This window comes from Bacillus sp. OTU530, assembly GCF_038440375.1.
This window is the reverse complement of record NZ_JASATP010000012.1, coordinates 24890-50097: the sequence shown is the minus strand read 5'-3', so window position 1 is coordinate 50097 and position 25208 is coordinate 24890. Positions and strand designations below refer to the sequence as shown.

Annotated in this window: 27 protein-coding genes; 10 read left to right on the top strand and 17 right to left on the bottom strand. The window is 37.6% G+C overall.

Annotated elements, in window-relative coordinates:
- Positions 1-58 precede the first annotated feature (58 nt).
- On the top strand, positions 59-334 hold the full coding sequence (locus AAHB12_RS11280; RefSeq protein ID WP_129729047.1) for a hypothetical protein: 276 nt from the start codon (positions 59-61) through the stop codon (positions 332-334).
- A 207-nt stretch (positions 335-541) separates the two neighbouring features.
- Here AAHB12_RS11280 and AAHB12_RS11275 read toward each other — a convergent pair whose 3' ends face one another.
- A complete protein-coding gene (locus tag AAHB12_RS11275) occupies positions 542-1120 on the bottom strand; it encodes a CYTH domain-containing protein (protein WP_129729046.1) in 579 nt (192 codons plus the stop codon).
- Between the two features lie 145 nt (positions 1121-1265).
- Here AAHB12_RS11275 and AAHB12_RS11270 point away from each other — a divergent pair, with 145 nt between their 5' ends.
- Genes AAHB12_RS11270 through AAHB12_RS11255 form a run of 4 tightly spaced genes read left to right on the top strand, consistent with a single transcriptional unit; the run spans position 1266 to position 4037 of the window.
- The gene (locus AAHB12_RS11270) at positions 1266-1640 is read left to right on the top strand and encodes a UPF0738 family protein (RefSeq protein WP_129729045.1); all 375 of its coding nucleotides are present in this window, start codon (positions 1266-1268) and stop codon (positions 1638-1640) included.
- Between the two features lie 19 nt (positions 1641-1659).
- Positions 1660-2286: a GTP pyrophosphokinase gene (locus AAHB12_RS11265; RefSeq protein WP_129729044.1), complete on the top strand. Its 627-nt coding sequence runs from the start codon at positions 1660-1662 to the stop codon at positions 2284-2286.
- A 26-nt stretch (positions 2287-2312) separates the two neighbouring features.
- Positions 2313-3110, top strand: coding sequence for an NAD kinase (locus tag AAHB12_RS11260; protein ID WP_129729043.1), 798 nt, complete (start codon positions 2313-2315; stop codon positions 3108-3110).
- Between the two features lie 57 nt (positions 3111-3167).
- Positions 3168-4037 carry an RluA family pseudouridine synthase gene (locus tag AAHB12_RS11255; protein ID WP_342045426.1) on the top strand — a complete coding sequence of 290 codons (870 nt, stop codon included), beginning with the start codon at positions 3168-3170 and terminating at the stop codon, positions 4035-4037.
- A 113-nt stretch (positions 4038-4150) separates the two neighbouring features.
- On the opposite strand, the gene prpE is transcribed toward AAHB12_RS11255, so the two are convergent.
- Both prpE and AAHB12_RS11245 read right to left on the bottom strand, forming a co-directional pair.
- A complete protein-coding gene (prpE, locus tag AAHB12_RS11250; RefSeq protein ID WP_342045386.1) occupies positions 4151-4888 on the bottom strand; it encodes a bis(5'-nucleosyl)-tetraphosphatase PrpE in 738 nt (245 codons plus the stop codon).
- Positions 4889-4953: 65 nt separating this feature from the next.
- Positions 4954-6120, bottom strand: coding sequence for an FtsW/RodA/SpoVE family cell cycle protein (locus AAHB12_RS11245; protein WP_129729041.1), 1167 nt, complete (start codon positions 6118-6120; stop codon positions 4954-4956).
- Positions 6121-6417: 297 nt separating this feature from the next.
- Here AAHB12_RS11245 and fabI point away from each other — a divergent pair, with 297 nt between their 5' ends.
- The gene (gene fabI / locus AAHB12_RS11240; protein WP_129729040.1) at positions 6418-7194 is read left to right on the top strand and encodes an enoyl-ACP reductase FabI; all 777 of its coding nucleotides are present in this window, start codon (positions 6418-6420) and stop codon (positions 7192-7194) included.
- Between the two features lie 230 nt (positions 7195-7424).
- On the opposite strand, the gene AAHB12_RS11235 is transcribed toward fabI, so the two are convergent.
- The 4 genes from AAHB12_RS11235 to AAHB12_RS11225 form a co-directional block, all read right to left on the bottom strand.
- Complete coding sequence (locus AAHB12_RS11235) at positions 7425-8561, bottom strand: glycosyltransferase family 4 protein (protein WP_342045385.1); 1137 nt, start codon at positions 8559-8561, stop codon at positions 7425-7427.
- A 243-nt stretch (positions 8562-8804) separates the two neighbouring features.
- Positions 8805-8909 (bottom strand): hypothetical protein, encoded by a 105-nt coding sequence (locus AAHB12_RS31760; protein WP_446715550.1) that lies wholly within the window; start codon positions 8907-8909, stop codon positions 8805-8807.
- 20 nt (positions 8910-8929) lie between these two features.
- Complete coding sequence (gene cysC / locus AAHB12_RS11230) at positions 8930-9535, bottom strand: adenylyl-sulfate kinase (protein WP_342045384.1); 606 nt, start codon at positions 9533-9535, stop codon at positions 8930-8932.
- Between the two features lie 872 nt (positions 9536-10407).
- A complete protein-coding gene (locus AAHB12_RS11225) occupies positions 10408-11034 on the bottom strand; it encodes a hypothetical protein (protein ID WP_342045383.1) in 627 nt (208 codons plus the stop codon).
- A gap of 405 nt (positions 11035-11439) precedes the next feature.
- Here AAHB12_RS11225 and AAHB12_RS11220 point away from each other — a divergent pair, with 405 nt between their 5' ends.
- Complete coding sequence (locus AAHB12_RS11220) at positions 11440-13221, top strand: glycosyltransferase (protein WP_342045382.1); 1782 nt, start codon at positions 11440-11442, stop codon at positions 13219-13221.
- 84 nt (positions 13222-13305) lie between these two features.
- On the opposite strand, the gene AAHB12_RS11215 is transcribed toward AAHB12_RS11220, so the two are convergent.
- From AAHB12_RS11215 to AAHB12_RS11175, 9 genes are all read right to left on the bottom strand, one after another.
- Positions 13306-14064, bottom strand: a complete 759-nt coding sequence (locus AAHB12_RS11215) for a sulfotransferase domain-containing protein (RefSeq protein ID WP_342045381.1) — start codon at positions 14062-14064, stop codon at positions 13306-13308.
- Positions 14057-15337 carry a glycosyltransferase gene (locus tag AAHB12_RS11210; protein ID WP_342045380.1) on the bottom strand — a complete coding sequence of 427 codons (1281 nt, stop codon included), beginning with the start codon at positions 15335-15337 and terminating at the stop codon, positions 14057-14059. The genes AAHB12_RS11215 and AAHB12_RS11210 overlap by 8 nt, the downstream gene beginning before the upstream one ends.
- A 311-nt stretch (positions 15338-15648) precedes the next feature.
- Positions 15649-16572, bottom strand: a complete 924-nt coding sequence (locus tag AAHB12_RS11205; protein WP_342045379.1) for an NAD-dependent epimerase/dehydratase family protein — start codon at positions 16570-16572, stop codon at positions 15649-15651.
- Positions 16557-17381: a dTDP-4-dehydrorhamnose reductase family protein gene (locus tag AAHB12_RS11200; protein ID WP_342045378.1), complete on the bottom strand. Its 825-nt coding sequence runs from the start codon at positions 17379-17381 to the stop codon at positions 16557-16559. The genes AAHB12_RS11205 and AAHB12_RS11200 overlap by 16 nt, the downstream gene beginning before the upstream one ends.
- Positions 17382-18368: a polysaccharide biosynthesis protein gene (locus AAHB12_RS11195; RefSeq protein ID WP_342045377.1), complete on the bottom strand. Its 987-nt coding sequence runs from the start codon at positions 18366-18368 to the stop codon at positions 17382-17384. It lies immediately after the preceding gene.
- Positions 18361-19452: a non-hydrolyzing UDP-N-acetylglucosamine 2-epimerase gene (gene wecB, locus AAHB12_RS11190; RefSeq protein WP_342045376.1), complete on the bottom strand. Its 1092-nt coding sequence runs from the start codon at positions 19450-19452 to the stop codon at positions 18361-18363. The genes AAHB12_RS11195 and wecB overlap by 8 nt, the downstream gene beginning before the upstream one ends.
- 517 nt (positions 19453-19969) lie before the next feature.
- Positions 19970-20944, bottom strand: coding sequence for a CgeB family protein (locus AAHB12_RS11185; protein WP_342045425.1), 975 nt, complete (start codon positions 20942-20944; stop codon positions 19970-19972).
- Positions 20945-20971: 27 nt separating this feature from the next.
- The gene (locus AAHB12_RS11180) at positions 20972-21178 is read right to left on the bottom strand and encodes a protein CgeA (RefSeq protein WP_342045375.1); all 207 of its coding nucleotides are present in this window, start codon (positions 21176-21178) and stop codon (positions 20972-20974) included.
- Positions 21179-21996: 818 nt separating this feature from the next.
- On the bottom strand, positions 21997-22479 hold the full coding sequence (locus AAHB12_RS11175; RefSeq protein WP_342045374.1) for a hypothetical protein: 483 nt from the start codon (positions 22477-22479) through the stop codon (positions 21997-21999).
- A gap of 475 nt (positions 22480-22954) precedes the next feature.
- On the opposite strand from AAHB12_RS11175, the gene AAHB12_RS11170 reads away from it, so the two are divergent.
- Positions 22955-23851 (top strand): CotO family spore coat protein, encoded by an 897-nt coding sequence (locus AAHB12_RS11170; protein WP_342045373.1) that lies wholly within the window; start codon positions 22955-22957, stop codon positions 23849-23851.
- Between the two features lie 55 nt (positions 23852-23906).
- On the opposite strand, the gene AAHB12_RS11165 is transcribed toward AAHB12_RS11170, so the two are convergent.
- Complete coding sequence (locus AAHB12_RS11165) at positions 23907-24443, bottom strand: CotY/CotZ family spore coat protein (protein ID WP_342045372.1); 537 nt, start codon at positions 24441-24443, stop codon at positions 23907-23909.
- A 122-nt stretch (positions 24444-24565) separates the two neighbouring features.
- On the opposite strand from AAHB12_RS11165, the gene AAHB12_RS11160 reads away from it, so the two are divergent.
- Complete coding sequence (locus AAHB12_RS11160; protein ID WP_129729024.1) at positions 24566-24925, top strand: DUF1360 domain-containing protein; 360 nt, start codon at positions 24566-24568, stop codon at positions 24923-24925.
- Between the two features lie 73 nt (positions 24926-24998).
- Complete coding sequence (locus tag AAHB12_RS11155) at positions 24999-25169, top strand: cytochrome C oxidase subunit III (protein ID WP_342045371.1); 171 nt, start codon at positions 24999-25001, stop codon at positions 25167-25169.
- Positions 25170-25208: the final 39 nt, after the last annotated feature.

The window sequence follows — 25208 nt, the reverse complement described above, 5'->3', positions numbered from 1 at the left end:
TGCCAAACTTCAATGTTTGATTGTAACTTTTAGTAAGTTTTGTGAACCAGGTGAGAGGATGCCGTCTGATTTACTAGTAATATGCTACGAAAATGATATTTCGTTTCAAACATTAACCCCGTCACGCTGTGAAGAACTTCTGGAAAAAGGGATGATTTGGAATGATCCAACAACAGACCCTGTTTCAGAAGCTGAACCTATTATTATGTTTTTCCCATTTTCGTTTCCACCAGATCCAATATTTCAATTTATACCGCTTCTTATTTTTATCCTTCGTGATAAAGCCCCTTTTGTGTTTCAGGCTTTCATCAGACCAGGGAGACAAATACCATAAAGAGCTCAGCAGGCTTTACTTCGATGAAGAAGTAGGGCTTTTTTTTTTACCCTTTCAAAAAATATAATTTGCTTTGTTGTCTAGCTCTCACAGCCTCTTCCCATCTTTCTACGCGAATGGAAAAAGGTACTGTTATACACTGAAGCTTAGGAATAGGCTCTATTCGGGATTGCATCCACATCTGCAGTAGCATAGCCCTTTGCTAGTTTATTGCGATATGTTTTGTTTTGCAAGAAAAAAGCGTTGCACCTTATTTTTTGTTGGGCGAACAGGGATATTGTATTGTGCTAATAAATGCAGGAAGCTTTTCTTTCCTGTCTCTTCAGTTTGCACTTCATACTCTAATTCATAATCATCATGATGAAAGTAGAAACTATGGTCAAAGACGAGAGTTCCGTTTTCGTATAGCATCTCTGCCCGTTGCGTTGTTAGGCTGCCATAATACTGGAGCTGCTCGACCGGAATGTCAAGAAGAAGAAGTTGATCATACACAGCTCCTGGAATCATAGTACCTGTTTCCATCATCCACTCCGCTTCCTGCTTTGTCACGGTTTGGTGTGTTTCCAGCAACCCAGTTACTGCCGGCTGCTTTAAGGTGATTGTGTATGCTCCATTTTTTTCACGAATGCGCAGTGCAGAGCTTTTTTCCTTTAAAGAAAATGAAGAGGTTTCAAAATAATGATTTACCTGTTCTATGAAGGTTGTTATCGCAAACGACTCACATAGTCGGTGAAATTCCTCCTTTGTTAACATGTTTTTAAATTCAATTTCAATTTCTTGCGACATAGTTGGTAGCTCCTTTCCTTATGTTTCTGGCTCTATTATCCCTTTTTAAGAATTTTGATTCAATGTTTTATTTGTTCAGGCGTCGGTTGTGTTACAATAAACATGATTCTAAAGGAGTTACATACTGTGTTGGAGGAATTCAAAGATGCAAAAGAAGATTGACATAAAGAGCGTCGAACAACAAAAACAGGCTCTTATTTTTTATGCAGAAAATACAACTATAAACGCGGAAGAGTTACAGCCAAGAGAACATGTTCTAGTAGATTCTGATCTGTTTGCTTTTTTATATATTTTAGAAAATGAACAAGAATATGTATATGTAAGTATTCCTCATACGCTGTGGCCGGATTTAAAGCAAGGGCTTGACGCGAATCAGGAGGCGGTTGCTGTTATTAATGGGGTGCAAGTGCCGCTTACACAGCTGAAGGAAGAGATTGGATACCTTGTTCAAAACATTGAAGGAAACGCCAATTACGGAGAGGAATTGGTAAAAAGGGTCGAAGAGGTCTTTTTATTATAGATGTTGGACGGTGGTCAAATTGAATCGGAACTGGGAAGAATTTTTGGCGCCTTATCAACAGGCTGTAGGGGAATTGAAAGTAAAGCTAAGGGGGATGCGCTCGCAATTTGAAATGCTTTCCGAGCACTCTCTTATTGAATTTGTTACCGGCAGGGTAAAATCAGTTGCCAGCATTATCGATAAATCCATTAAAAGGAGTATTCCATTGGATAGGCTGGAAGAGGAAATGCAGGATATCGCCGGGCTCCGTATGATGTGTCAGTTTGTTGATGACATTAAACCGGTTGTTGAACTGCTTCGCAAACGCAATGATTTTGAGATTGTGGAGGAACGTGATTATGTGACGCAGGTCAAGGCCAGCGGTTATCGTTCTTACCATGTTGTTATCCGTTATCCTGTTCAAACGATTCGCGGTGAAAAAAAGGTACTTGTTGAGTTGCAAATTCGTACGTTAGCAATGAATTTTTGGGCAACAATCGAGCATTCTTTAAACTATAAATACCGCGGACGTTTTCCAAAGGATATACAGCTGCGTTTGCAGCATGCAGCGGAGGCCGCATCTCGGCTTGATGAAGAGATGTCCTCCATCCGTGATGAAATTCAGGAAGCACACAAGGTGTTTTCGCGAAAGCAAGAATCAGAATAATTTTTTGAAGGGTGTTGTGTTGACCGATGAACTTTGCAATCATGTCAAAGGGAGACCAAGCATCGAATTTACTTATGAATACGATGCGCGAATATTTGCAGGACTTTGAGTTTGTCAATGATGAGCAGGAGCCAGAGATTGTTATCTCTGTTGGAGGGGATGGTACGCTGCTTCAAGCCTTTCACCGCTATTCTCATCGCCTTGAGAATACTGCGTTTGTTGGTGTGCATACAGGGCATCTTGGCTTTTATGCCGATTGGCTGCCGAACGAAGTGGAAAAGCTAGTAATTGCGATTGCGAAAACGCCGTTTCAAGTCGTAGAATATCCGCTTCTAGAGGTGATTATCCGCTACTTAGATGGCAGCAAAGAGTCGCAGTATTTAGCGTTAAATGAGGTAACCGTAAAAAGCAGTGAAGGGACATTTGTCATTGATGTGGAAATCCGGGGCGAATACTTTGAAACTTTCCGAGGTGACGGACTTTGTATTTCTACTCCTTCTGGAAGCACGGCCTACAATAAGGCTCTTGGTGGCGCTATTATTCATCCGTCTCTTGAAGCGATACAGCTCACGGAGATGGCATCGATTAACAACCGTGTTTTTCGGACAGTCGGCTCACCGCTCGTATTACCAAAGCATCATACATGTGTTTTAAAGCCGGTAACAGACATGGACTTGCGAATTACAATTGATCATTTGACACTCTCTCATCAAGATGTGAAATCCATTCAATGCCGTGTTGCCAATCAAAAGGTACGCTTCGTGCGCTTTAGGCCATTTCCTTTTTGGAAACGGGTGCGCGATTCATTTGTTGCTGATAGGTAGAAAGGGTTATGCCACTTGACTATACTAAAATGGACCATCACATCAAAGAAAGAAGGAATGCTAGTCCGTGAGTATTTGCGAGAAAAGGGCATTTCAAAGGCAGCGCTGACGGATATCAAGTTTCGTGGCGGAGCGATTCAAATCAATGGCCAGCATGCAACTGTTCGTCATATACTTAAGGCAGGAGAAGAACTTGTCATCTCGTTTCCTCCCGAAGAGAGAGGAAAAGGGATGATAAGCGAAAATATCCCGCTTGACATTATATATGAAGATGAACATGTTATAGTTATCAATAAGCGTCCCTATATGGCAACCATTCCGTCACGGGAGCATCCGAGTGGAACGGTTGCTAATGCTTTGCTGCATTATTATGATCAGCAGCAGCTTCCGAATACGGTTCACGTCGTTACTCGGCTGGACCGTGATACATCCGGACTGATGCTTGTTGCAAAAAATCGCTTTATTCACCATCTGCTTTCGCAGCAGCATCAACAAAAAGCTGTGCACCGTACATATGAGGCGCTTGTACATGGCGTTATGGAACAGGAAACTGGAACGATTGACGCGCCGATCGCGAGAAAAGAAGAAAGTATTATTGAACGGATTGTCCATGAGAGTGGCCAACGTGCTGTTACGCACTTTCGAGTTGTGAACAAATACGGTAATATAACACATGTTGCCTTAGAGCTTGAAACAGGAAGGACCCATCAAATTCGGGTTCATATGGCACATCTCGGTCATCCGCTTCTTGGAGACGATTTGTACGGAGGCAGAAGAGACAGAATAGATAGACAAGCGCTTCATAGCAAAATGCTAACGTTTTATCATCCTATCGTTGAGAAAATGATGACATTTATCGCACCGCTGCCAGATGATATGGAGCAGGTATTAAAAGAGCATCCTGACAGTAATATGATCCCCTTATAGTAGACAGGAAAAAGGAGGCCCCTTAATCTATCTACTATGGAGGGGATTTTCTTATGGGAGAAATCAACAAAACATATGATCAAGCATTTAAGAAACAAGTCGAGTCCGTTTTTTCAGTCGAAGCTTCTGAATTTCTCGGTTACAAATGGCATGGAGGATGGAACAGATACAGTACTCATTTCAGGATAGCGCAGCGCTGTCAGCCTGCCGCCGAAGACTGCGCCTGTATCGATATTGGCGGTTTTGTTTACGAAACGCGGCTCTCGAACTGGTGTGTGGCCATATATAATCCAGGCATCTCCTGTATAACGCTGCGCCCAGTCAAGCCGCACTGGTGAGCCGTCGGGGTGCTTTTCCCCTGTAATATCCCCGTATAGAACAAATGTCTCTACCTTTTTTCCTTCTCTTCCGATGTAATCTTGCCGAATGCCGGCATGACATGTGACGAGCTTTCCCTCATCTAACACATGATATAATGGGGAGGACTCATACAAATCGATAAACTTTTTTTGAATTGTTTTTTGCTCGCGCCGCCCTAGCGCTTCATATTCTGCTACTGTTGTTTCTAAACCATGGGTTTGTTGAACTTTGCGGCCAATAAAGAAGCGATACAGTTTATTGCAATGGTTTCCCGGTGAATAATACGCTTGCTTTTGATGTACCACAAGTTCCCACACAAGTGCTGCTGTTTCTAATGATTTTGGACCTCTATCTGTTAAATCTCCAACAAAGACGAGTTTTCTTCCATGGGGATGGATAGGGATACCACTTTCCCAATCATAGCCAAGCTGCTCTGTTAACGTGACAAACTCTTCATAACAGCCATGAATATCTCCAATTACATCGTACATATATCACACCCACTTTTTTCCTTCTATTGTACAAAGAAAAAGCCTGTCCTGCAAAAAGGACAGACTTAATCAAACATATATTTCCTTGTCCGAGAACGAACATTTAAAATAAAGCCAATCGCAATCATATACGTCAAAAGGGAACTGCCCCCGTAGCTCATAAAAGGCAGCGTAATGCCGGTAATAGGAAGCAGGCCGATTGTCATCCCGATGTTTTGGAACACCTGAAATGTGAACATCCCAATCGTTCCTGCGCATAAATAGCTGCCAAACGGTTCATTGCTTTCAAGTGCGATATGGATCATACGGTAAATGAGCAGGAAAAACAGTGAAATGACGACGCTGCCCCCAAAAAATCCATATTGCTCGGCAATATTCGTGAAAATAAAGTCTGTATGAGGCTCCGGGAAGTACACCTCTCCACCTTGATAGCCTTTCCCATATAATTCGCCTGAACCGGTAGCTAAGATGGCTTGCCGCAGCTGATAGCCTTGTCGTTCATATTCGTATGGAGCGAGCCAGCCATAAAAGCGGTCAAGCTGATATTCCCTTAGAATATGCTCTTTAAAGAACGCAGTATGCGCAAAATAAATGTACACAAGAATAGAGCCAGCACCAACGGTAATGCCGGTCAATCCTAGAATAAAGCGCCAGCGAATGCCAGAGACGACAATAATTGCAACAATAATGGATGTCATTACCATCGTATTCCCTAAATCGGGCTCTTTTGCAATCAGCAGCAGCGGCGGGAGACTTGCACCAAAGATCTTGCCGAGAAGTTTTAAATCCTCCTCCGGTGTTGGATTTGGATACATCTCTTTATGGTTCGTAAGTATCCGGCTTAGTACAAGAATCATGAAAAGCTTCATAAGCTCAGACGGCTGGAAGTTCCCAAGACCAGCTGGAAGGGTATACCAAGCGGTTGCCCCCTTAATCGTTTGTGAACCTGGTACTTTAAATTCCAGACCGAGCAAAAGAATCATCGCAAAACCGTATAAATACCAAGAAATTTGCTTATATCGGTCAAAATCGATAATCATTGTAACGCCAATTGCAATAACGCCAATTACGTACCATTGAATTTGCTTTGCTACGAAATTTACATTTTGCAGCGATGGCGGCAATGAAGGCTGTGCGCTTTTGATGGCAAGACAGCTAACCGCCGCAATCAAAAGTAAAATCGTAATTAATCCATAGTCTATCTGATATCCCCGTGCATTGTCTTTTTCCATATGATAATCCCTTCTATGTCTGAAAATCAGAAAGTATAGCTTTCAAAGCTGTGTGCGTCTTTCTTTTTGAAAATTAGACGCTATTACCATCTTATCGAATTTTAACGAGTTTGCAAATATATTGTTTTTTCCACAAACAGGATTATATTAAGAAAAGAAGAAGGGAAAGACTGGAGAGAAGGAGAAAAAGTTTAGTAGACATCGTTTTCATCTGAAATAAAGTATGCTACAATAAAAATAGTATCAGGTACTAATAACTAGTGTTAGTTTATTATACAAATTTAGGAGGACAAAAATATGGAGCTTCTTAACGTAAAAGGAAAAAATATCGTAGTAATGGGCGTAGCCAACCAACGCAGCATCGCATGGGGCATTGCGCGTTCCTTGCATAATGCGGGAGCAAACTTAATTTTTACATACGCAGGCGAGCGTCTTGGTCAAAGCGTTCGTGATTTAGCAGCAACATTAGAAGGACAAAACGCTATCATCTTACCTTGTGACGTGACAAGCGATGAAGATATCGCGCGCTGCTTTGCTGATATCAAAGAGCAGGTCGGCACAATTCACGGGCTAGCACACTGTATTGCATTTGCAAATAAAGAAGACTTAAAAGGCGGTTATGTAGATACATCCCGTGACGGCTTTGCGCTTTCACTAGATATTAGCGCATACTCCTTAACGGCAGTAGCAAAGGTAGCACAGGAGCTTATGACAGAAGGCGGCAGCATCGTTACATTAACGTATCTTGGCGGCGAGCGCGTTGTGAAAAACTACAACTTAATGGGTGTAGCAAAAGCAGCGCTTGATGCAAGCGTAAGATATTTATCAAACGATTTAGGAGCGCAGGGCATTCGCGTGAACTCTATTTCTGCTGGACCGATTCGGACCTTGTCTGCAAAAGGAATCGGCGAGTTCAACAGCATCCTGAAGGAGATCGAAGAGAAGGCACCGCTTCGCCGCAATGTAACGCAGGAGGAAGTTGGGGATACTGCGTTGTTCTTAATGAGTGATTTATCTCGTGGTATTACGGGCGAGAATATTCACGTGGATGCGGGGTATCATGTTTTAGGTTAATTACAGTTATATTGTAATAAGAGAGCAACTGGTTTAAAAACTAGTTGCTTTTTTGTACTGTAAGAAAGTATAAATTTCCAGCTAGAAACGATACAGTATAAGTGCCGCTAGGCCTCTGTCTTCGCCAAGGGAAGGGCTTGCTAGTCTTTAGTATATAAACTTCTAGCTGGAGGCCATACGATGTAGTGAGAAATTTTAGAGAGAGTTTAAAGAGCTTTTTGTTTGCAGAGTTAGGTATTTACTAATTCCTTTGCTTTTTGGAGAATTTCATCTCGGTTTGCCAAAAGTTTTTTAAGCAGCTGAAGAATGCTATCACTGTTTATAGGTTCTACAACCCAACCTCCGCCATGTTTTTTAATTGCTTCAGCAGGGGCCCCTAAGTTAAATGCTATGACTGGATAACCTGATGCCAGGGCCTCGTGGGTTGTATAAGAAAATGTTTCAGGGCATATGGAAGAGATTACAACGATAGACACCTTATGTTTGGCGAGAAGATTAGGTAGCTCTTCGTTATTGTATTGCCCTGTCACAAGGAACCTTTTATCGGGGCTTATAAAGTGTTTATGAATGTTAGTTATACCAATAACCTTAATACAAATAGGCAGCTTCTCCTTATTAATAGCATCTTTTAGCTCATATAGGATAGCAGATCCTTTATTTTGATAAATAGCCCCAATAAATGCGATGTTTAATGTAGCTTCTTTTATAAATTGTGGATTGAATGTGTAGTAAATCGTAGGAGAGATAGTAGGTTCATGAACAGTGATAGGGATGTTAGGATAATATTTTTGTACGATTTCTTTTGTACTATTGCTCGGTGCTATAACTTCTTGAGCATCCGAAAAAAAAGATAGAAAACGACTTCTCCATTCTTGAATATTGACTTTGTAAATATAAATATTTCTTCTACCCACACTATTTAAACATTGCTGGCACACCTGTATATCTGTTTCGCTGTTACAATAGATCCCTTTACTATTAATTAAATTAAATGATGGGCATGCACAAAAGAAATCAGGGATAAAATACAGATATTTAACTTTTGAATATTGAATTAAATCCATCATTTTAAATACAGGAAAACCAATCAGATGATTGATATATATTAAATCAATATCCAATCCTCTCAATAGATTTTGGAATGTTTGATGATTGCAATCTTTTAATTTTAAAATAATAGGAACGGAATTTACATTGTTGAAGTCCTCAATGCAAAAGGAGTTATTCCTGAACTTTAGTTTGTAAATTCTAACTTTCTGCTTAATCTTCTCAATATAAAGATTCTGATAATGTTCTGTTCCACCACCTATATTATTTAAAACAAACAAAATCCCTTTTTGATTTCTGAAAAAGGAGTTACTTTCCATAATCTTGCGCACCTTCCTTGCATTCAAAGTATGGAGAAAAATGCAAAATGCATAATACATCCAAATTTAAAGAGGCAATTTATTTAGAGAAATAAATTTGATAAATTTGTAAATGTATTGGAGTGCGTTTGCAAAAGTAATATTTGAAAGGTGATATTGGAAAAAGGGAGAAGAAAAGGAAGTAGTATAGGATCAGGATCGATTAAGTTTCTCCGTTCTAACTCTAGGTTTATGTTTAGCAGCTCATAATATGCTGCCTTTTTCAAGTTGCTTTACCCCTTTAATCAATATTTTCGCTACTTCTGGTCTAGTGAGTTCAAGAGGCAAGGATTGGGCGTTATAAAGCATTTTTCTAACTTGAGTACCACTTAGATTGATAGATAATGATTAGCCTTTAGAAAATCTATGACCTGCAAAGCGCATTCTTCTACCGAGTATTGATTAGAATCGAGAATAATTTCTGGATTCACAGGTTTTTCATAAGGAGAAGAGATGCCAGTAAACTCTTTTATTTCACCTTTTCTAGCCCTTTTGTATAAGCCTTTTGGATCTCTCTTCTCACAGTTTTCTAGAGAGCAATCTACATAAACTTCGATGAATTCACCATGATCCATGTTATTTCTTATCGTCTCACGATCGCTGCGGTATGGTGAAATAAATGTTGCTAACACGACAATGCCAGAATCTACAAATAATTTGGCGACTTCCCCCACACGACGAATGTTTTCTTTTCGATCTTCAGCAGAAAACCCAAGACCCTGATTTAATCCCTTCCGAAGGTTGTCCCCATCAAGAATATAGGTGGAAATACCTAGCCCGTATAGTTTATTTTCAACAGCATTGGCAATAGTCGATTTTCCGGAACCTGATAGACCTGTAAACCAAAGAACACAGCTCTTATGCCCATGTAAATTTTGCCGTTCCTTTTTTGTAATTGTAAAAGGATAATGAAATATATTGTTTTGTTCGTTCAAAAAGCTTCCTCCTTCAAGTATGAAATGGTCAAAAGTATGGAATGAGTAAACAGAGACAACCGTAAAAATCAAACCGAGTGGAATTCTTACTTTAAGACATTACATTTATATCTTCTAGATTTGTAAACAATCAAAATTATAATTGCCCTATCAAAGGGCATAGCATTACTGTATTTACATGTATATATTATCTTTATATGCAAATACTTTCCTGGTTGTCTCCATACTTGTTCACCTTTTAACACATTTGTGCTTATAACTAACTATAAGTCTTTTTAGTTGTACTAGAGTTAGTACAGGAATGACAACAAGAAGCGCTAGAAATCTAGCATCAATTAGCTGAGCTAAAAAACCGATAAACGAAAAAACGATGAGTTTTCTCATTGTTGAACCTCCCTCAAAACAGCTCTCTTTTTACTTATGCATCCTATTGTGAGAAGAAGGGAGCTGTACTAAAAGTTATATACTATTAAATTCAAATATAAAGAAAATGAAACAGCTAAAGCACGAAAATAATATTTAAGTTTAGTTGGTAGCTTCGTACAATGTAGTGTTTATTATATTAAATCAGAACACCCTTCCGAATTTAATAGAAATCCGGGGACTTTTGTTTCTTATAGGAGCTATTACATTAATTAACCTATATGCACTGAAATTTTAAAAAAATAGGATTGTAGGAAAAAATGGGTGGATATAGATTCGTTGCGAAAGAATTAAGCATTCGATCGCCTAATAATGTTGAAGTGGATAAACACATATATAATCAATAGAGATACCCCTTGTAACACTGGGATTTTGAAACAAGAAAATATATGCTCAGGAACATAGAAATAAATTAAATTAGACATTTACTTGCTGTGCTCCTGCTTCCCTTATTTGCAAAATAGTTTCAAATTCCAATTTTCCCATATGCTATATTTACTTTCACTATGAATCGAATAAATAGCATTCATGCCATAATCTTCAAGCTGTTGTTCCCACAATTGCTTTCCATTTTTTAAATCATAACAAACAATTCTTGTAGGTAAAACCCCGTATCCCCCCTCCCAAAGCACTTCGCCGTCAGGTCTAGTTTTTTTTATTGGTCGTATTCTTGTAAACCCTACAATCACTTTATCATGATCTATTATTTTTATTCCTCTGCACCACCCCAAAGGCATGTTTGTATCCGTCATTTTGTTTAAGTTATGCACTTGTATCACTTCGTGATTATGAATATCAACGACTACGACATGTCCGTCAACTTGGGTAAAATAAATTGATTCGCCAAAAACAACGCCATCATGAACAAGTTCACGTCCAATATTGATTATCCGATTGGATTTAGTTAAGCATATGGCATCTTTTTGCAGACAGCGGGTAACCCAAATATCATTTCCTATTTCAAAAACATAATTAGGATGAGATTGATGCGGTTTTGTTGTCGGTATTTTTCGATAATCAGTCTTACGGAAAAACTGTTCCCATGGATTATTGCCCAAAACATTCCATTCATTCAAAATTTCTCCTTGAAGAGATACCTCAATCACCATGTCTAAAAAAAATAATGCCTTAGTCGGAATAAGAAACTCCTGTTGCTTGACTGATTGGTTTGCTTTGAGAATCGATTAAAATTACAGGAGAATATACAACGTTTGCTTGATTTTCTAACATAAAACTCAATTGCTTTGCGATTTTTTCCGGATGGCATGGACAGATTTTACTAATTTGTAGGTATCTTAGACACAATTCTGCCATACGATATACATATACTTATAGATGGTTCAAAATTACTTAAAATAGATTTTCCTTCTTATTAAGCTTTATAACCATTCAAGATAAATTTGAACAATTTCTAAGACGGATGTGTGCTCATGAAAAATTCTAAAATATAAATATAGTCAAAGTTGAGGAGGAATTTAATTATGTTACACAATGTTTTTCTTGCATTCGAGGGTAATGGCATTGTAACGACACATGAACAATTATTTGCAAGTATTCAAAATACATTTACTATAGAATTTTGGGTAAAACCAGAAGCTACTCATAAAGTTGATACAGAGTCTACAAGTGGTATTTCAGGCACATCGGGTCAGCGGTTTGCCATTACACCGGTTTATGGTGCATACAGGGATGGGGATACTTCACGAGCAGGTGTTGGAGTTTCTGTAGGGATAAATGGTATCTCTGTATATGAACATACAAAAAATCATTTACCTGCAACTTTAGCGTTTAAAACTTTACTAAGTGATTGGACACATATTGCAGTTGTATATGATAATAAAAGACCCACTTTATATGTAAATGGAAAATTTATTAAAAAAGGGTTAAGCAGTACAAAAAAAACTGTAGTTCCTTCAGGCGTTTTTGGAGGAGTGGAACCGTATGGTTTTTATATTGGTGCTCTTAAAGAAATACGAATTTGGCGTACAGCAAGGAAACCATCTGAAATTCAACAAAATATGAATAGAGCACTTACTGGTAAAGAAGTAGATCTTTTTGGTTATTGGAAATTGGATGAAGGTGTTGGAGTAATTGCCAATGATACAACTAAAAATGGTAACAACGGTGTTATTGAAGGTGCAAAATGGAACACAATTCAAAGTACAAATTTGTTGAACAGAAGCATGAATATCTTATTTACTTTTTTTGTTCCAAGCGGAGGAGTTGAAACATTAAATAGACAACGTTTTTATGCATTGAATAGCAAGGGAATAAACTGTCATTTTTTATATACACAGAAAGGAACAGGCCTCCAAAACAAAATTGATACTTCTGTTTTTGTGACGAACGACGATGATGAAATTAAAAACATCATTTTAAACGGAAATTATGAAGCGATTGTGGTTGGCTCTGATCTTCTTCTTCTACAAAAAATAAAGAATTTTGGATATCAAGGATCCCTGATTTATGAAATTCAAGGTTTAGGCTTCAATAAGGAATATGCGGATTATTTTTTGAAAAATCATGCTTCTTCTATTATAAATAATTATTGTGACGCTATTTTATATCCCAAAACACCTCATCTTATTCAAGCATTTGAAAATAATTTCCCTTTTAAGAAAAAATTTTGTTTTGACAACTGTTTTAATTCAGAAGAATTTAGATATCAAATACACCCAAAAAATGATAAACCAATTATTGGATGGGTAGGACGAATAGAAGAAAACAAAAACTGGAAGGACTTTCTCTTGATTGGAGCTGAATTAATTAAAGAAAATCCTTCAATCCAACTTTGGATGTTTGAAGATAATACGTTAGGGGAAAAATCAGAAAGGATTGCTTTTGAACAAAAAATTGATGAACTAAATTTACAACATAACCTTACAATCTATGCAAATCAACCTCATGCCAAGATGGCCGATCACTTTTCAATCATTGGAGACTCTGGAGGGTTTTTGTGTTCAACCTCAAAGGTTGAAGGGTTTGGATATGCAGTTCTTGAAGCAATGATTTGCAGATGTCCTGTTCTATCAACTGATTCAGATGGGGTACGGAGCTTTATAAAACATAATGAAACAGGAAAATTTTTTGAACTAGGGAACATCCATCAGGCAGTGAAAGAAGCAAAAGAATTAATGCTAAATAGTGAATTAAGGGAAAAAATCAGATTAAACGGTGTCAAACATATTGAAGAACATTTTTCTCCGGATAAATATGCTGAAAATTTTTTAAACATGTTATATAATCTAAAAAATCCTATTTAAAATAGCGAATAGAAGGTACTTTTTATTAAAATTAGTACCTTCCTACTATTTATTATTGATTCTTGTGTTGAATTGTTTGATGTGTTACCAATCGTAGTCTTTTTCATAGCCAAGTTCAATTAGAAATTTCCCTGCAACCTTTTTAAACGCCTCCTTATGCGCTTCAGTAAACTCTTCCTTCCAACTTCCAATTTTACCTTTCCTAAAGGTAAAGGATGCTTCGGGATTGATATTTCGAATCATATTCTCGACAACTTCTTGTTGAGATAATCCTAAATATTGTAGATCCTCCCATAAAAATTGAACAATTTTATATAACGTTTTTCTTTTTGTTGTATTGTCTAACATTAAATCTTCAAATCTCACACTACATGTATTGGGAGTATTTCTCCAATCGTAAATCGGACGAAATAGTTCATAAGTACTTGGATATTTGCCGTAACTCAAATTAGTACCTTCTATCAATACCATCAATCGATCGGAATGAGATTGTAGAGTATTACTAAAATAATCATATAATTCATGCTCATGATTTTTATCCATAATAAAATGAGCGTAAGATACGATAACATCACGTAAATCTCTACTAATAAAAATATGCTTAATTCCTAGAGTATCGATGATATCTGCCCTTTCTGGTGTGTAGTTAACATGTCCGTATGCCATTTGACCATTTTCTAGCTTTATTAGTTGAGAAAAATTATAATTGTAGATTCCGCCGAAATATCCTTTTGGAAACTTACTGATTCCGGGAATAGCTAAAAGAATTTGGATCAACAGGTTCGTTCCACTTTTTGGAACTGAATTCGCAAAGATTTTAGGTGAATTTTCCTGTCTATTCATTTTTTTCTAATCCTCCTTTATTCTTCTTTACGATGATCTCTTCAAGCATTTTAGTCCGATAAAGCTCACAAAATTGTGGCTTTAGTTGTGCTGAAAATGTATTAAAGCTAACAGGTCCGGCATTTGTTGGAAAGAGCTTTTGCCTTGGGTGGGTTAGCCTATTCCAAAAAAAGGTAGAAACTACATGAACGTACTCAGGTTTTTTTGAGAGTTTATCATGCATATCTATTAAGATAGAGAAAGAGTCCAATGCCTTTGGAAAATAGCCGAGGCCGTATAATAATGTAAATGGTGTATCGGCAGCTTCAATTCCAAACATAAGAGCTTTTTCAAGACTTACATTCGAAAGTTCGAAAAATGCAACACGAGGATCTGAAATGTGTTTTAGTCCGTTAGATACATCTGAATTTGGAGAAAGATCGAGAATTAATAGCTTATAATTACTATAAGATTGTTCAAGAATTTGTTCATATTGAGTAACAACTTTATCAGAGAATTGTTGAACAGGAAAGATAACTGTTGTTTCAAATGGAATTCCTCGTCTGTTACGGGCTTGTTGTTTCGCTAAGTTAAATGTATACCGCCAACGACGGTGCTGTACTATTGAACCTTGTAACTGAGCTGAAATACTGTGTGGTGATGAGACTCGATAATCCATAAGTTCAACTGGAATATATTGTATTTCACAATGCTCAGTTAACCGAAGCCAATATTCGTAATCCTCTACAGGCTCCATCCAATAGCCGCTAATCATGGCTGCGTATTGCTTTTTATACATAAACGATGTTCCAACGTAACAATAGTCTAAAAGTTTTTCTTTTGGCTTTTCTTGAAATTTTCTAAAAGCTACCAGATCTTCATTTAAGATATGATTACCGTTGTGATCAATGTGCCGAAAGCTGCTATAAACTAATCCAAGTTCCGCTGTTCCCTGTACTAATGCTGCTCTTAACACTTCTACAAAATTAGAGAAATAAATATTGTCACTTGAAACCCAAGTGAGATATTTAACTTCTTCGATATTCATTAAGAAATCGAAACCTGTATTTAATGCTTTTGCAACTCCTTCGTTCTTTTCTTTAACAATAAATTGTACTCGTTGGTCTCCTTTTATTATTTTTTTTATGATATCATTGATTTCTGAAGGAGCACCATCTGAAACAATTACAAAATAATAGCTTTGATAGCTTTGTTCTAGAATTGATCGTAATGCTAACTCAAGGTAGACTGGATCTTGCTTATAAACTGGCATTACTATGCCAACATCTCTCATTTAAATCCCCCATAACTTTATTTAAATACTTATTAGTCAATTCATTGAACATGTTTTGATATCTACTTTAAACTAATGAATATTCCTTTCTTACATTGTTTCTATGCCTTTCAGTTCCCATGTCCTCATAAATATGATAAAAAACGAGAGATTTGTCTGAATAATGGAATTTATACTATTTGATTGCTTGCAGCGAAAAGTCGTAATCATGGGTATAACGAAAACTTTTCTTAAATCCCCAACGTTTGAAAAAACTTTCTTAAGGAACGAGATGGTTACCAATATTTTTTCTGCGTGGTTAGTATATTTCTTTATATACCATTTTTGTTTTTGCGATAAAAGACTAGAATATCTTTTAAAGATAATTGAAACGGTATCGTCGGCTTCCAACCTAAGTTCATGAGTTTTAAAGGCATGAGTTCAACTTGCTGTTTTATCTGTTCATTAAGTTTCGATTTCACCTCAAAGTCAACGGTTGTTAGGGTCTTAAACCAGTGGATTACTTCTTCTAAAGAACGACTCTTTCCTGAAGCAATCTCGTATGTTTCCCCGGATTTTCCTTTCCTTAAAAGAGTTTCATAAGCACTTACAGTATCTCTTACATCAATAAAATCACGTTGTGCATTTAGATTATTCACTTCAAGAATTTTTTCTGCCTTATTTTCTTCCATGTCTACAATTTTTTTTGCAAAAATAGAACAAACCCCACTTGAAAATCCTGGTCCTATTAAATTTGAAGGTTTAGCAATTACAATATGCATATTGTATAGAATCTCCCATGACTGTGCGATTAGAACTTGAAGAGTTTTGCTTAGACTATAGGGATGTGTAAGAGTAGAGATATCTTTTGGATCAAATTGGAGGGCTGACCCGACTACAACAATTTTACAATCCGGTCTTTCCTGGCGAAGTGCTTCGATTAAATATAAAGTTGACATGGAGTTTGCCTCCAATGAGGAAACAGGGTCAATCCACGATTGCCCCACGTGGTTTTGTCCTGCTAAATGAAGAAGATATTGAGGTTTCACCTTTTTAACTAATCTTCTTACCGCATCTTTATCTGTGAGATCACAATGTTCTATTTGGATTTGCTCATTACTGAATGTATTGTGTCTGGTTACTGCAGTTACATCAAATCCTGCTTTCGAAAAGTGGCTGCATGCATGTCGACCGGTAAACCCACTTGCTCCCGTAATTAGCAATTTAGGTAATTGGTTCATTAATGTTGCATCCAATCTCTTAATTCTAATAACATTCCCTCATAGGTTGGAACCTGATAGTGAAAATCTGTTCTTGTATTTTTAATGGTTCGATCCAATACAATAGCAGCATCTGGAATAATTTCAACATCTTTTTTTTCGTATACTTCTTGAAACAATTTTAGCAACATAAACTTTGATATTTTTGTCTCTGAAGCTAGATGATACAATCCAGCAACATTATTCTTGATCATTTCTTCGATTGCTTTAGCTAATTCAAGGGTAGTTACACCATTCCATAACACTTTTTCGTAGCCCTTAATTTTTCCCTTCTGCTTCATGAACCATAGAAATAAACCAATTCCATTTTCTTTTAGTTCCGGTCCAATAATAGATGTGCGAATCGTTAAATGCTTGTCGCTGATGATTTCTCCTATTTGTTTAGATTGGGCATAAATGGAATTTCCATCAGGAAAATCATTTTCTGTATAATCACCTTTTTCTCCTGAGAAAACACAGTCCGTACTAATTTGAATTAGTTTTCCTTGATAACGTTCCGTTAATTTAACTAATTGATGGGGCAGTAAGCTGTTCACTTGAAATGCCAATGTAGGATTATGGCTAGCGTGTTCATTCAGTATTCCTACACAATTGATTGTGATATCTGGTTTTAAAGTATCAATGAGTTCTTCCAAACTTTTGGAATGGGTTACATCCAGATAAATACTATTGGGATCATTTCGATCTCTTGATGTATAGAATACTTGATACTGTGGCTTTTTTAGAAAGTAAGCTGCTATCACATGTCCAGCCATTCCTTGTCCGCCAAGGATTAGTATTTTCATCTAAATGAACCCGCCCTTCTGGAGCATTTCTTTAATTTCATCTTTGCTCATTAATCCTTTACTGGAATTGTAGTTGAGCAGATTAACAGGCTGATATTGCGCGTAATGCTCTTTTAATCCGTTAATGTGAATAGAAGGAAGGATGACGTAATATTCGTCGTTATAGGATATTGTGTTGATCGATTCATACTCTGAAAAGAGCAACTCATGAATTTTTTCTCCAGGCCGAATCCCAAGTATTTCCATACCTACATTTTCCTTACCAGAGGCTTCAATTAAAACAGAGGCAAGATCAGTGATTTTGCATGTAGGCATTTTCATTACGAATATCTCTCCGCCAATGCTTTCAAATGTAGCTTTAAATACTAGTTTAATAGCATCCTCGATTGTCAAAAAGAAACGCGTCATGTTTATATCGGTAATGCCAACCTTGCCTTTTTCTTCAATCTGTTTCTTAAATACATGAATTACGCTGCCATTCGTTCCTAAGACATTTCCTCCACGTACGCATACAAACCTTGTGTCTATGTCTAATGTATTCGCGTGGATGATAAGCCGTTCTCCCATTGTTTTTGTCAATCCGTAAAAGTTGGAGGGACTTGAAGCTTTATCGGTTGAAATGTAAACGACTCTGCGAACTTTACACTGGATAGCTGCATCTACCACATTCTGAGTTCCAATGACGTTTGTTTTTAATGCTTCAATCGGTTGATCTTCACAAACTGGAACATGTTTTAAAGCCGCCAGGTGAAACACATAATCAACGCCAGTACATGCTTCAATTAAGGTATCTTTCTCCTTAATATCTCCAATAAGAAAATGTAATTTAGGATTATTGTCAAATTCTTGCTTCATCGAAAATTGCACAGATTCATTTCGTGAAAAAATCCGAATTTCCTTCGGATCATATTTTAATAGCTGTCTAACTAATTCATGCCCCCACGAACCTGTACCGCCTGTCACCAAAATTGTCTGATTATTAAACAATCTTCAGACCTCCTAATAATATTTTAATAACTTTATCTGAAACGTTTGTATGATCGTATCCATCAGGATAGGACCAGGTTTTTGGCTGATTTACCATAACATGAACGCAATTTACTATTTGGTTGGCGTCTATTCCTGATAACATATTGCTTCCGCATTCGATTGTTTCAGGTCTTTCCGTTGTTTTGCGAATTGTTACAGTAGGAACGTGAAACAAACAGCATTCTTCCTGAACTGTTCCACTATCTGTTAAAACACAAACAGCATTTTTTTCAAGTTTGACAAAATCAAAGAAGCTAAACGGCTCATGAAACTCAACCAATGGATGAACCTCTAATGTTGGAATGTTCTTTATGCGGGATTTAGTACGGGGATGTATACTGCATATCACTCTTTTTTTGTAGGCTTCAGCAACCATGTTAATTCCCTTTACAATCTCCAGTAAACGATCTTCATGGTCAACATTTTCGGCACGATGGGCTGTAACCAAAAAGTAGTCGCCTTTTTCTAATGTTAGCTTTCCAAGGATATCACTTTGTTCAATCTCACTTTTGTAATGCTCTAACACCTCATAAATGGGATTGCCAGATACAATAATCCGATTTCGGGGAATCCCTTCATGGATTAAATTCTCTTTGCTTTGGGGAGTATAAGGCAGATTAAAACTTGAAATTGCATCAATAATACGGCGATTTTTTTCCTCCGGTACTTCAAGATCAAAACATCGATTTCCAGCTTCCATATGGATAACAGGAATTCCCATTCTTTCAGCTAAAATGGCACTTAACCCGCTGTTTGTATCTCCTAATACTAATATTTTATCGGGTTTTTCCTTTAAAAAAATGGTCTCTAAGCTTTTATACATTGTTGATAATTGTTCCCCAAGGGATTGCTGTCGATCTAACAGTACATAGTCCGGGCTTCTAACCTTTAATTGTTGGAAGAATATATCACTTAATGATGCGGTGAAATTTTGCCCTGTATGCACTAAAATGTGTTGTTCAGCATGAGTATCTAGCTTGTTTATAATGAGACTTAAGCGGATAATTTCAGGTCTCGTCCCTAGAATCGTCATCACTTTCACTGTTTACACCTCTTACTTAAATATAGTTTGTCTTTATCTCTGTTTCTATTTCCAAGCAAGTCTCCTCTACTTATTACAGTATGCCTTTACCTCTTTTTTGCCATAGGCTACTCTATTAACTTTGTCCATAAAATCTCTAATTCTACATAAAACGATTTTAATCTGTTGACATGCTTACGGACTAGCATATCGTTTCTATGCTGGCCTTGGATAAGGAAAGAGGGAGTGATGAGAATGAAACAATTGATCACAACGAATACTCATAGTTGGACGGTAAACTCATGAGTTCATAAGTGAACTATTAAACAGGCTCATATAATGAAGTGAGTAGTCGTCATTTAGCTCATCTCCAAAGTGCAGCTATATCCATTTATGTATCCGTGCCTAGTAAATTTATCTGTTTTGTTGGAAGCCGCTGTAAAGGTGATGGTATGGAAACGGGCAGTAATAACAGGTACGAACGGAACTTTGGGCAGACTCATTAAGAAGAGATAAAGCCTGCCCAAAGTTAAGGGGTTTATAATCCGTCCTTTTGAATAATGTCCATCATTGTCTTAACTCTATGGAGAAACGTATGTTTATCTATTACTATCCTTCGAGCCTTTTGGGCAATTATCCGTCTTTGTTCTTCATTATTCATATAGAAAACTACTTTCCGTAAGCAATCTTCATAGTCCCGGTAGGATACCATTTCTTCTTCGGTAAAGAAGGAACGAAGATCAGGTTTTTCCTCTATTAATTGAAATGCTTCACATGCTGCAACATCAAATGTTCGGTTGTTAATACTTTCGTTAACAACTCCACGTGTATTTCGATTATGCAAGAAATTATGACTACGATGAGGATTTAATACAATGCTGGCTCCATTGTAGTAATAGGACACTTCCTGTGGCTCAATCCAAGTATCTTTTATAGTGACCCTTGGATTATTTTTCCATACCCTTTGTAGTGCATGACACCAACCTGTTCCAATAAGTGTGATTTGATATTTAGTATTTTCTAAAAGAAAATGGATAAGATTCACCCTTGTAGGATATGGGTATCCTACAAGAAGCAAATCGCTTTTGTATACATTTTCCACAGGTAGAGGTTTAAAAACAGTAGGATTTGTTCCTAATGGTAAATGATAAGCATTTAGATGAACGGATTGATAGTGCCGTAAAGCTCCACTATCAATTGTAAAAACATAATCAAAGCTATTAATAAGCTTCATAGTCTTATCAATGTAAAAAGGATCCTCAGTCATCCAACATACCAAGCTAATACCACTTTCTTTTAAGAACTGAATAGCTTGCATAGAAAGGTGGTCGCCTGTCAATGTCAGAGCGACCTTTGGTTGAAAAGTGGCAACGATAGACTTTAGCTTCTCCATGCGTTCTAATGGATGAAAGTGGACGTATTCATAACGATTGTTGCTTAATTCATCTTTAATGCTTTGATTCAGATAATCGTAAACGCCTGAGTAGCCGGAAGAGATGTATAGTAGTTTCAACATCAATCAGAATAGTCACTTCCTCTCCTACGCAGGAGTTATGCTCACAATTTCGTTACATCTAAGAGTTCTAGTCACAATAGTTGTTGGAGTTATAAAAGTAGTCTGTTCAACTGTAACTTCGAATTTCACTGGATTAAATTGTATAAATGTAGCGGTAAAAGTCTCACCACTTGTTGTTACAATTACTACCTGATCTCCTGGTAGGAATTTATCGGCTCCTTGACATGCCATAGAAATATCCCCCTTTGTTAATTAATTAAGTTAGTATTGAAAACTAACAATATACTATATGTTAGTAGCTACACATCGGTGCAGAATAAAATCTAGTTAAAACCCCCTTTTTATTAAAATGAGGGCGTCGCAAAACGCATTTTCATGCAAAAATTTTGCATGAAAATGCCTATCCGTATCCGTAAAAGGTGTCATCCTACCACATGCCTCTGTACCAGCGAATCGACACGACAGTGTTATTCCGTCAAGCCTTCTGCACCTATTAAAAGACCTAGGTATGCAAGTATCTTGTACACTTGGAGCTGTCACCTATGACAGCCAAGAGATTTGAGAGACGGCAGAATCACTAGAAATTCAGATAGTTAAAGCTGTAAATAAACGGAAAAGCAAGAGAAAGGACACGTATGGTAGAGTCGTGTCTGTCTTTTTACAAACTACTTTTGGTACCACGCTTTTCAATCTGAGAAATGGAATTGAACGCCTGTTTCATATTTTGAAGGACAAGGGATTGAAATGCCCTCGCATGTTCGGGTATAACCGCCATCGCTTTTATGCCCAACTTGTCTTGTTTATGCCCAATATTGGATGTTTAAAGAAGAGATGAATGTTTATAGTAATGTACCGGCTTTAACGGCCGCTAGTTCAAATGTTGCTATCCATAGATGAATTTAACTGTATTGAATGAAAGTGATTAAACGGTGCCAATTAAGTTGCTGACTAATAATATATAATGGGAGTATAAAGTGATTGTTTAGTATGAATTGTAAGACATATAAACGTGTGGGGAGGAGATTCCCCACACGTTTGTTGGTTAAGAGCTAAGCGATTTGTGTTACGCTTAATGAAGCGAGCTGAATGCGCTTAGCTCCTAAACCAGTAGAGTTATTAGCTACTATGACGGAAAAAGTTGTAGGGCCAAATACCTGTACAAGAACAGTCTTATTTAATTGGTCGACAAAAGTTGGGGGGATAACACCTACAAACTCTCCAGCTATTCTGGATGTTGAACCAGCTATAATAGTAGTACCGTCAGTGCTTATCCCCGCACCGAAATCATATTCTCCAGGCCCTTCAAAGCTCAAGGTTAGATCATATTGAACTTGATATATTCCCGCTTCCAAAACAGTTATTCCTGCACCTGTGGAAGTTACTCTACTCAAAAGTAGGGGGTTAGCAAAAGGTACGGTAGTCCGGGTACCATCAGGCAATGGTAGATTGGCGTCAGCAAATACAAATCCAAGCACAGGCAGTTGTGGTGGGAAATTAGGTGGAAAGGCTCTGCATTCGAAAGAATCAGACAATTTGTTCACTCCTTATTAATTTCTTCTGTATATTAAATGAATTGTCCTAGTTAATTGATATAGACAAGTTCCTATTTTTAGAAAAATGGGGACTTGTCTAAAAGCTGAAGAAAGGGCATTGGATCAGTCTTGAGGAGAGGCGGATGAGGCATAATTATGGAAGGGTTCATAGGAAAAGAAGAGAAAGCTAGTATTCATATATAACGTGATAATTTGTTAACTGAGTAATTTCTAAGTGGCATTGTTCATTTGCTAGGATAGATACTATATACATTCTATTTAATTTCTCGACATAACTACCTTTTAAATTGCTATGTTTATTGGATTAGGGCTTGTAAGAAAATTAAGTAAGACTTATATAAATTATAAGATGATATAAGCTACATAACAGGGTCAAGAAAATTAATAAGCAAATTTCCAAAATTTATGAATATAATGCTAGTATAACGGATTCATGGGAATGGAGGTACTGGCAATGGAGCGCAAGCAAAAAAGGCAAGTGAGCGATTTACCATTACTATATATTGCGCAACCAGATTTTAAAGCCGTGAAGCATCAAATGCAGCAAACCTTCGTCGTCAAAAAAGATGTAAAAGAAAACGAAAATCATATAAAACAACAAATCGATGAAACATTAGCAACCAATGAAAAAGAAGCTTCAATTGAGCCTCAGGATCCGGTAGCGATTCACAAAGGTGCAGTTCAGGAGCAAACAGAAGCAGCTCAAGAAAGTACAATGGAATCTCAAGAAGAGATGATTCACGGAATTGCAGTCGAGTATCAGGAGACAGAAGCAGTTTACCAAGCTGTCGTTGGGGAGCAAGAGCAAGCAGAAGAAGCTCAAGAAGGTACAATGGAACCTCAAGAAGAGGAGATTCGCGGAATTACAGTCGAGTATCAAGAGACAGAAGCAGCTCACCAAGCTGTCGTTGAGGAGCAAGAGCAAGCAGAAGGAACTCAAGAGGAGTCAGCAGCGATTCACAACGATGTAGCTGAAGATAAAGAAACCAAGATGGAATCTGAGGAAGAAGCAGAAGCAATCCATGAAAATGCAGTGAAGGTAGAAGGACATGCAGAAGAAGAACAAGAGATTACAAATGAACCAGAAATGAACCATGAAGAGCCAGTAAAAAATAAATGGCAAGCCATGTCTTTTAGGGAGATGAATAATGAGGAAAAAATCGATTATTTATTAAATCGGCCCCATTACATTCCAGAAATAAGATGTTATATACGAACAAAACAGTCCTCCTATATAGGCTATATTAAATCCTATGAAGGTGGGATAATCAAAATTAAAGCTCCAGCGAAGTTAAAAGACGTAATGGTTGATATTAAAGATATTCTATCCATCCAAATGATTGGGACGTGAATATGTAAAAGGTGGTAGTAGCCTACCACCTCATGTTTTTTGAGTTTACATTCATTTATACACCAGGAATATTTACATCTGGTAAGCATTGGACAGAACTGAAGTACTCTAAATCAACTGTAATACAAGAGCTTGTAGCAACTAGGGTGCCTACTTGTATCGGCGGTGTCGGTGGCGGTTCTCCTGGCCCTGGTGTTGGCCCGAATACATCAGAGAACGTAACGTCACCCCCAAGAGGAGGAGCAGAACCTCTTCTTACAGTTAGTGGTCGTAGTACCGCGCAGGAGCTATCTACACTTTCTACCCGGAAGATTTCAGTAGACCCGCTAATAAATGTACCTACTGAGCCCGGTCCCGGTAAAAAGAAATTTGCGGTAAAGTTGTCGCAGCATCCTTTTGGTTTGATAACAACAGGGCGAGTGTTTGCTACCGGCATGGCAGGGTTTGCTCCAAGAAAAGGCATTTCGCAGGATGTAGCACATCCAGAAGAAGTAGGACCTGTTGCACAATCTTGTAGTTCAGCAATAAATTTTAGTATATCAGCTACGCAGTTGGAGTCGTATTCATGATTGTTTTTATCATTGCAACTCATTGATTTCACTCCTTATAATTGAGTTTTGGTTTACAGTAATAAGATATTGATTTGGGGTACGTTCGGTTACTGCATGAACGTTGATTTTTTAGAAATGGGCATACGGGGGAAGAGGTGGGAGGATGCTTTTAAACAATTGGTTTTTGCTTGTTTTGCTTTCATTTGCTTCGTTTCGATTAACGAGATTAATTGTTTACGATAAAATTACAAAATTTCTGCGGGCCCCTTTTATTGAGGAATTGGAAGTGCCAGAGGAAGATGGCTCTTTGGTTACATACACGAAAATAAAAGGAAGCGGCTTGCAAAAATGGATTGGGGAGTTGCTGAGCTGTTATTGGTGTACGGGTGTATGGATGACAGCTTTTTTATTGCTTTTGTATTATTGGGCGCCCAAGCTTGCTGAACCGCTCGTATTTTTGCTGGCAATTGCTGGTATAGCAGCTGTAATTGAAACAATCGTTGGCAAGCTGATAGACGAATAAAATAGGTGAACTAGAGCCGGGGTGTATTCATATACTGAATAGACTACAACTTAAAAGATGAGGGGGAGATGCTATGAACAACGGTTCTGGTTTCAACCAATGGCAATATTATCAGATGCAACAGCAGGCAATGCAACAGAAGCAAGCGATGCAGCAGCAGGGCTACACAAAGAAAAAAGGCTGCGGCTGTGGTAATAAACAGAAGAAGGTACAAGATGACCAGCAAAATCAACAAGGTCAATAAAGAAAGCAGAGCTGCCGGTCGCTCTGCTTTCTCTATCCT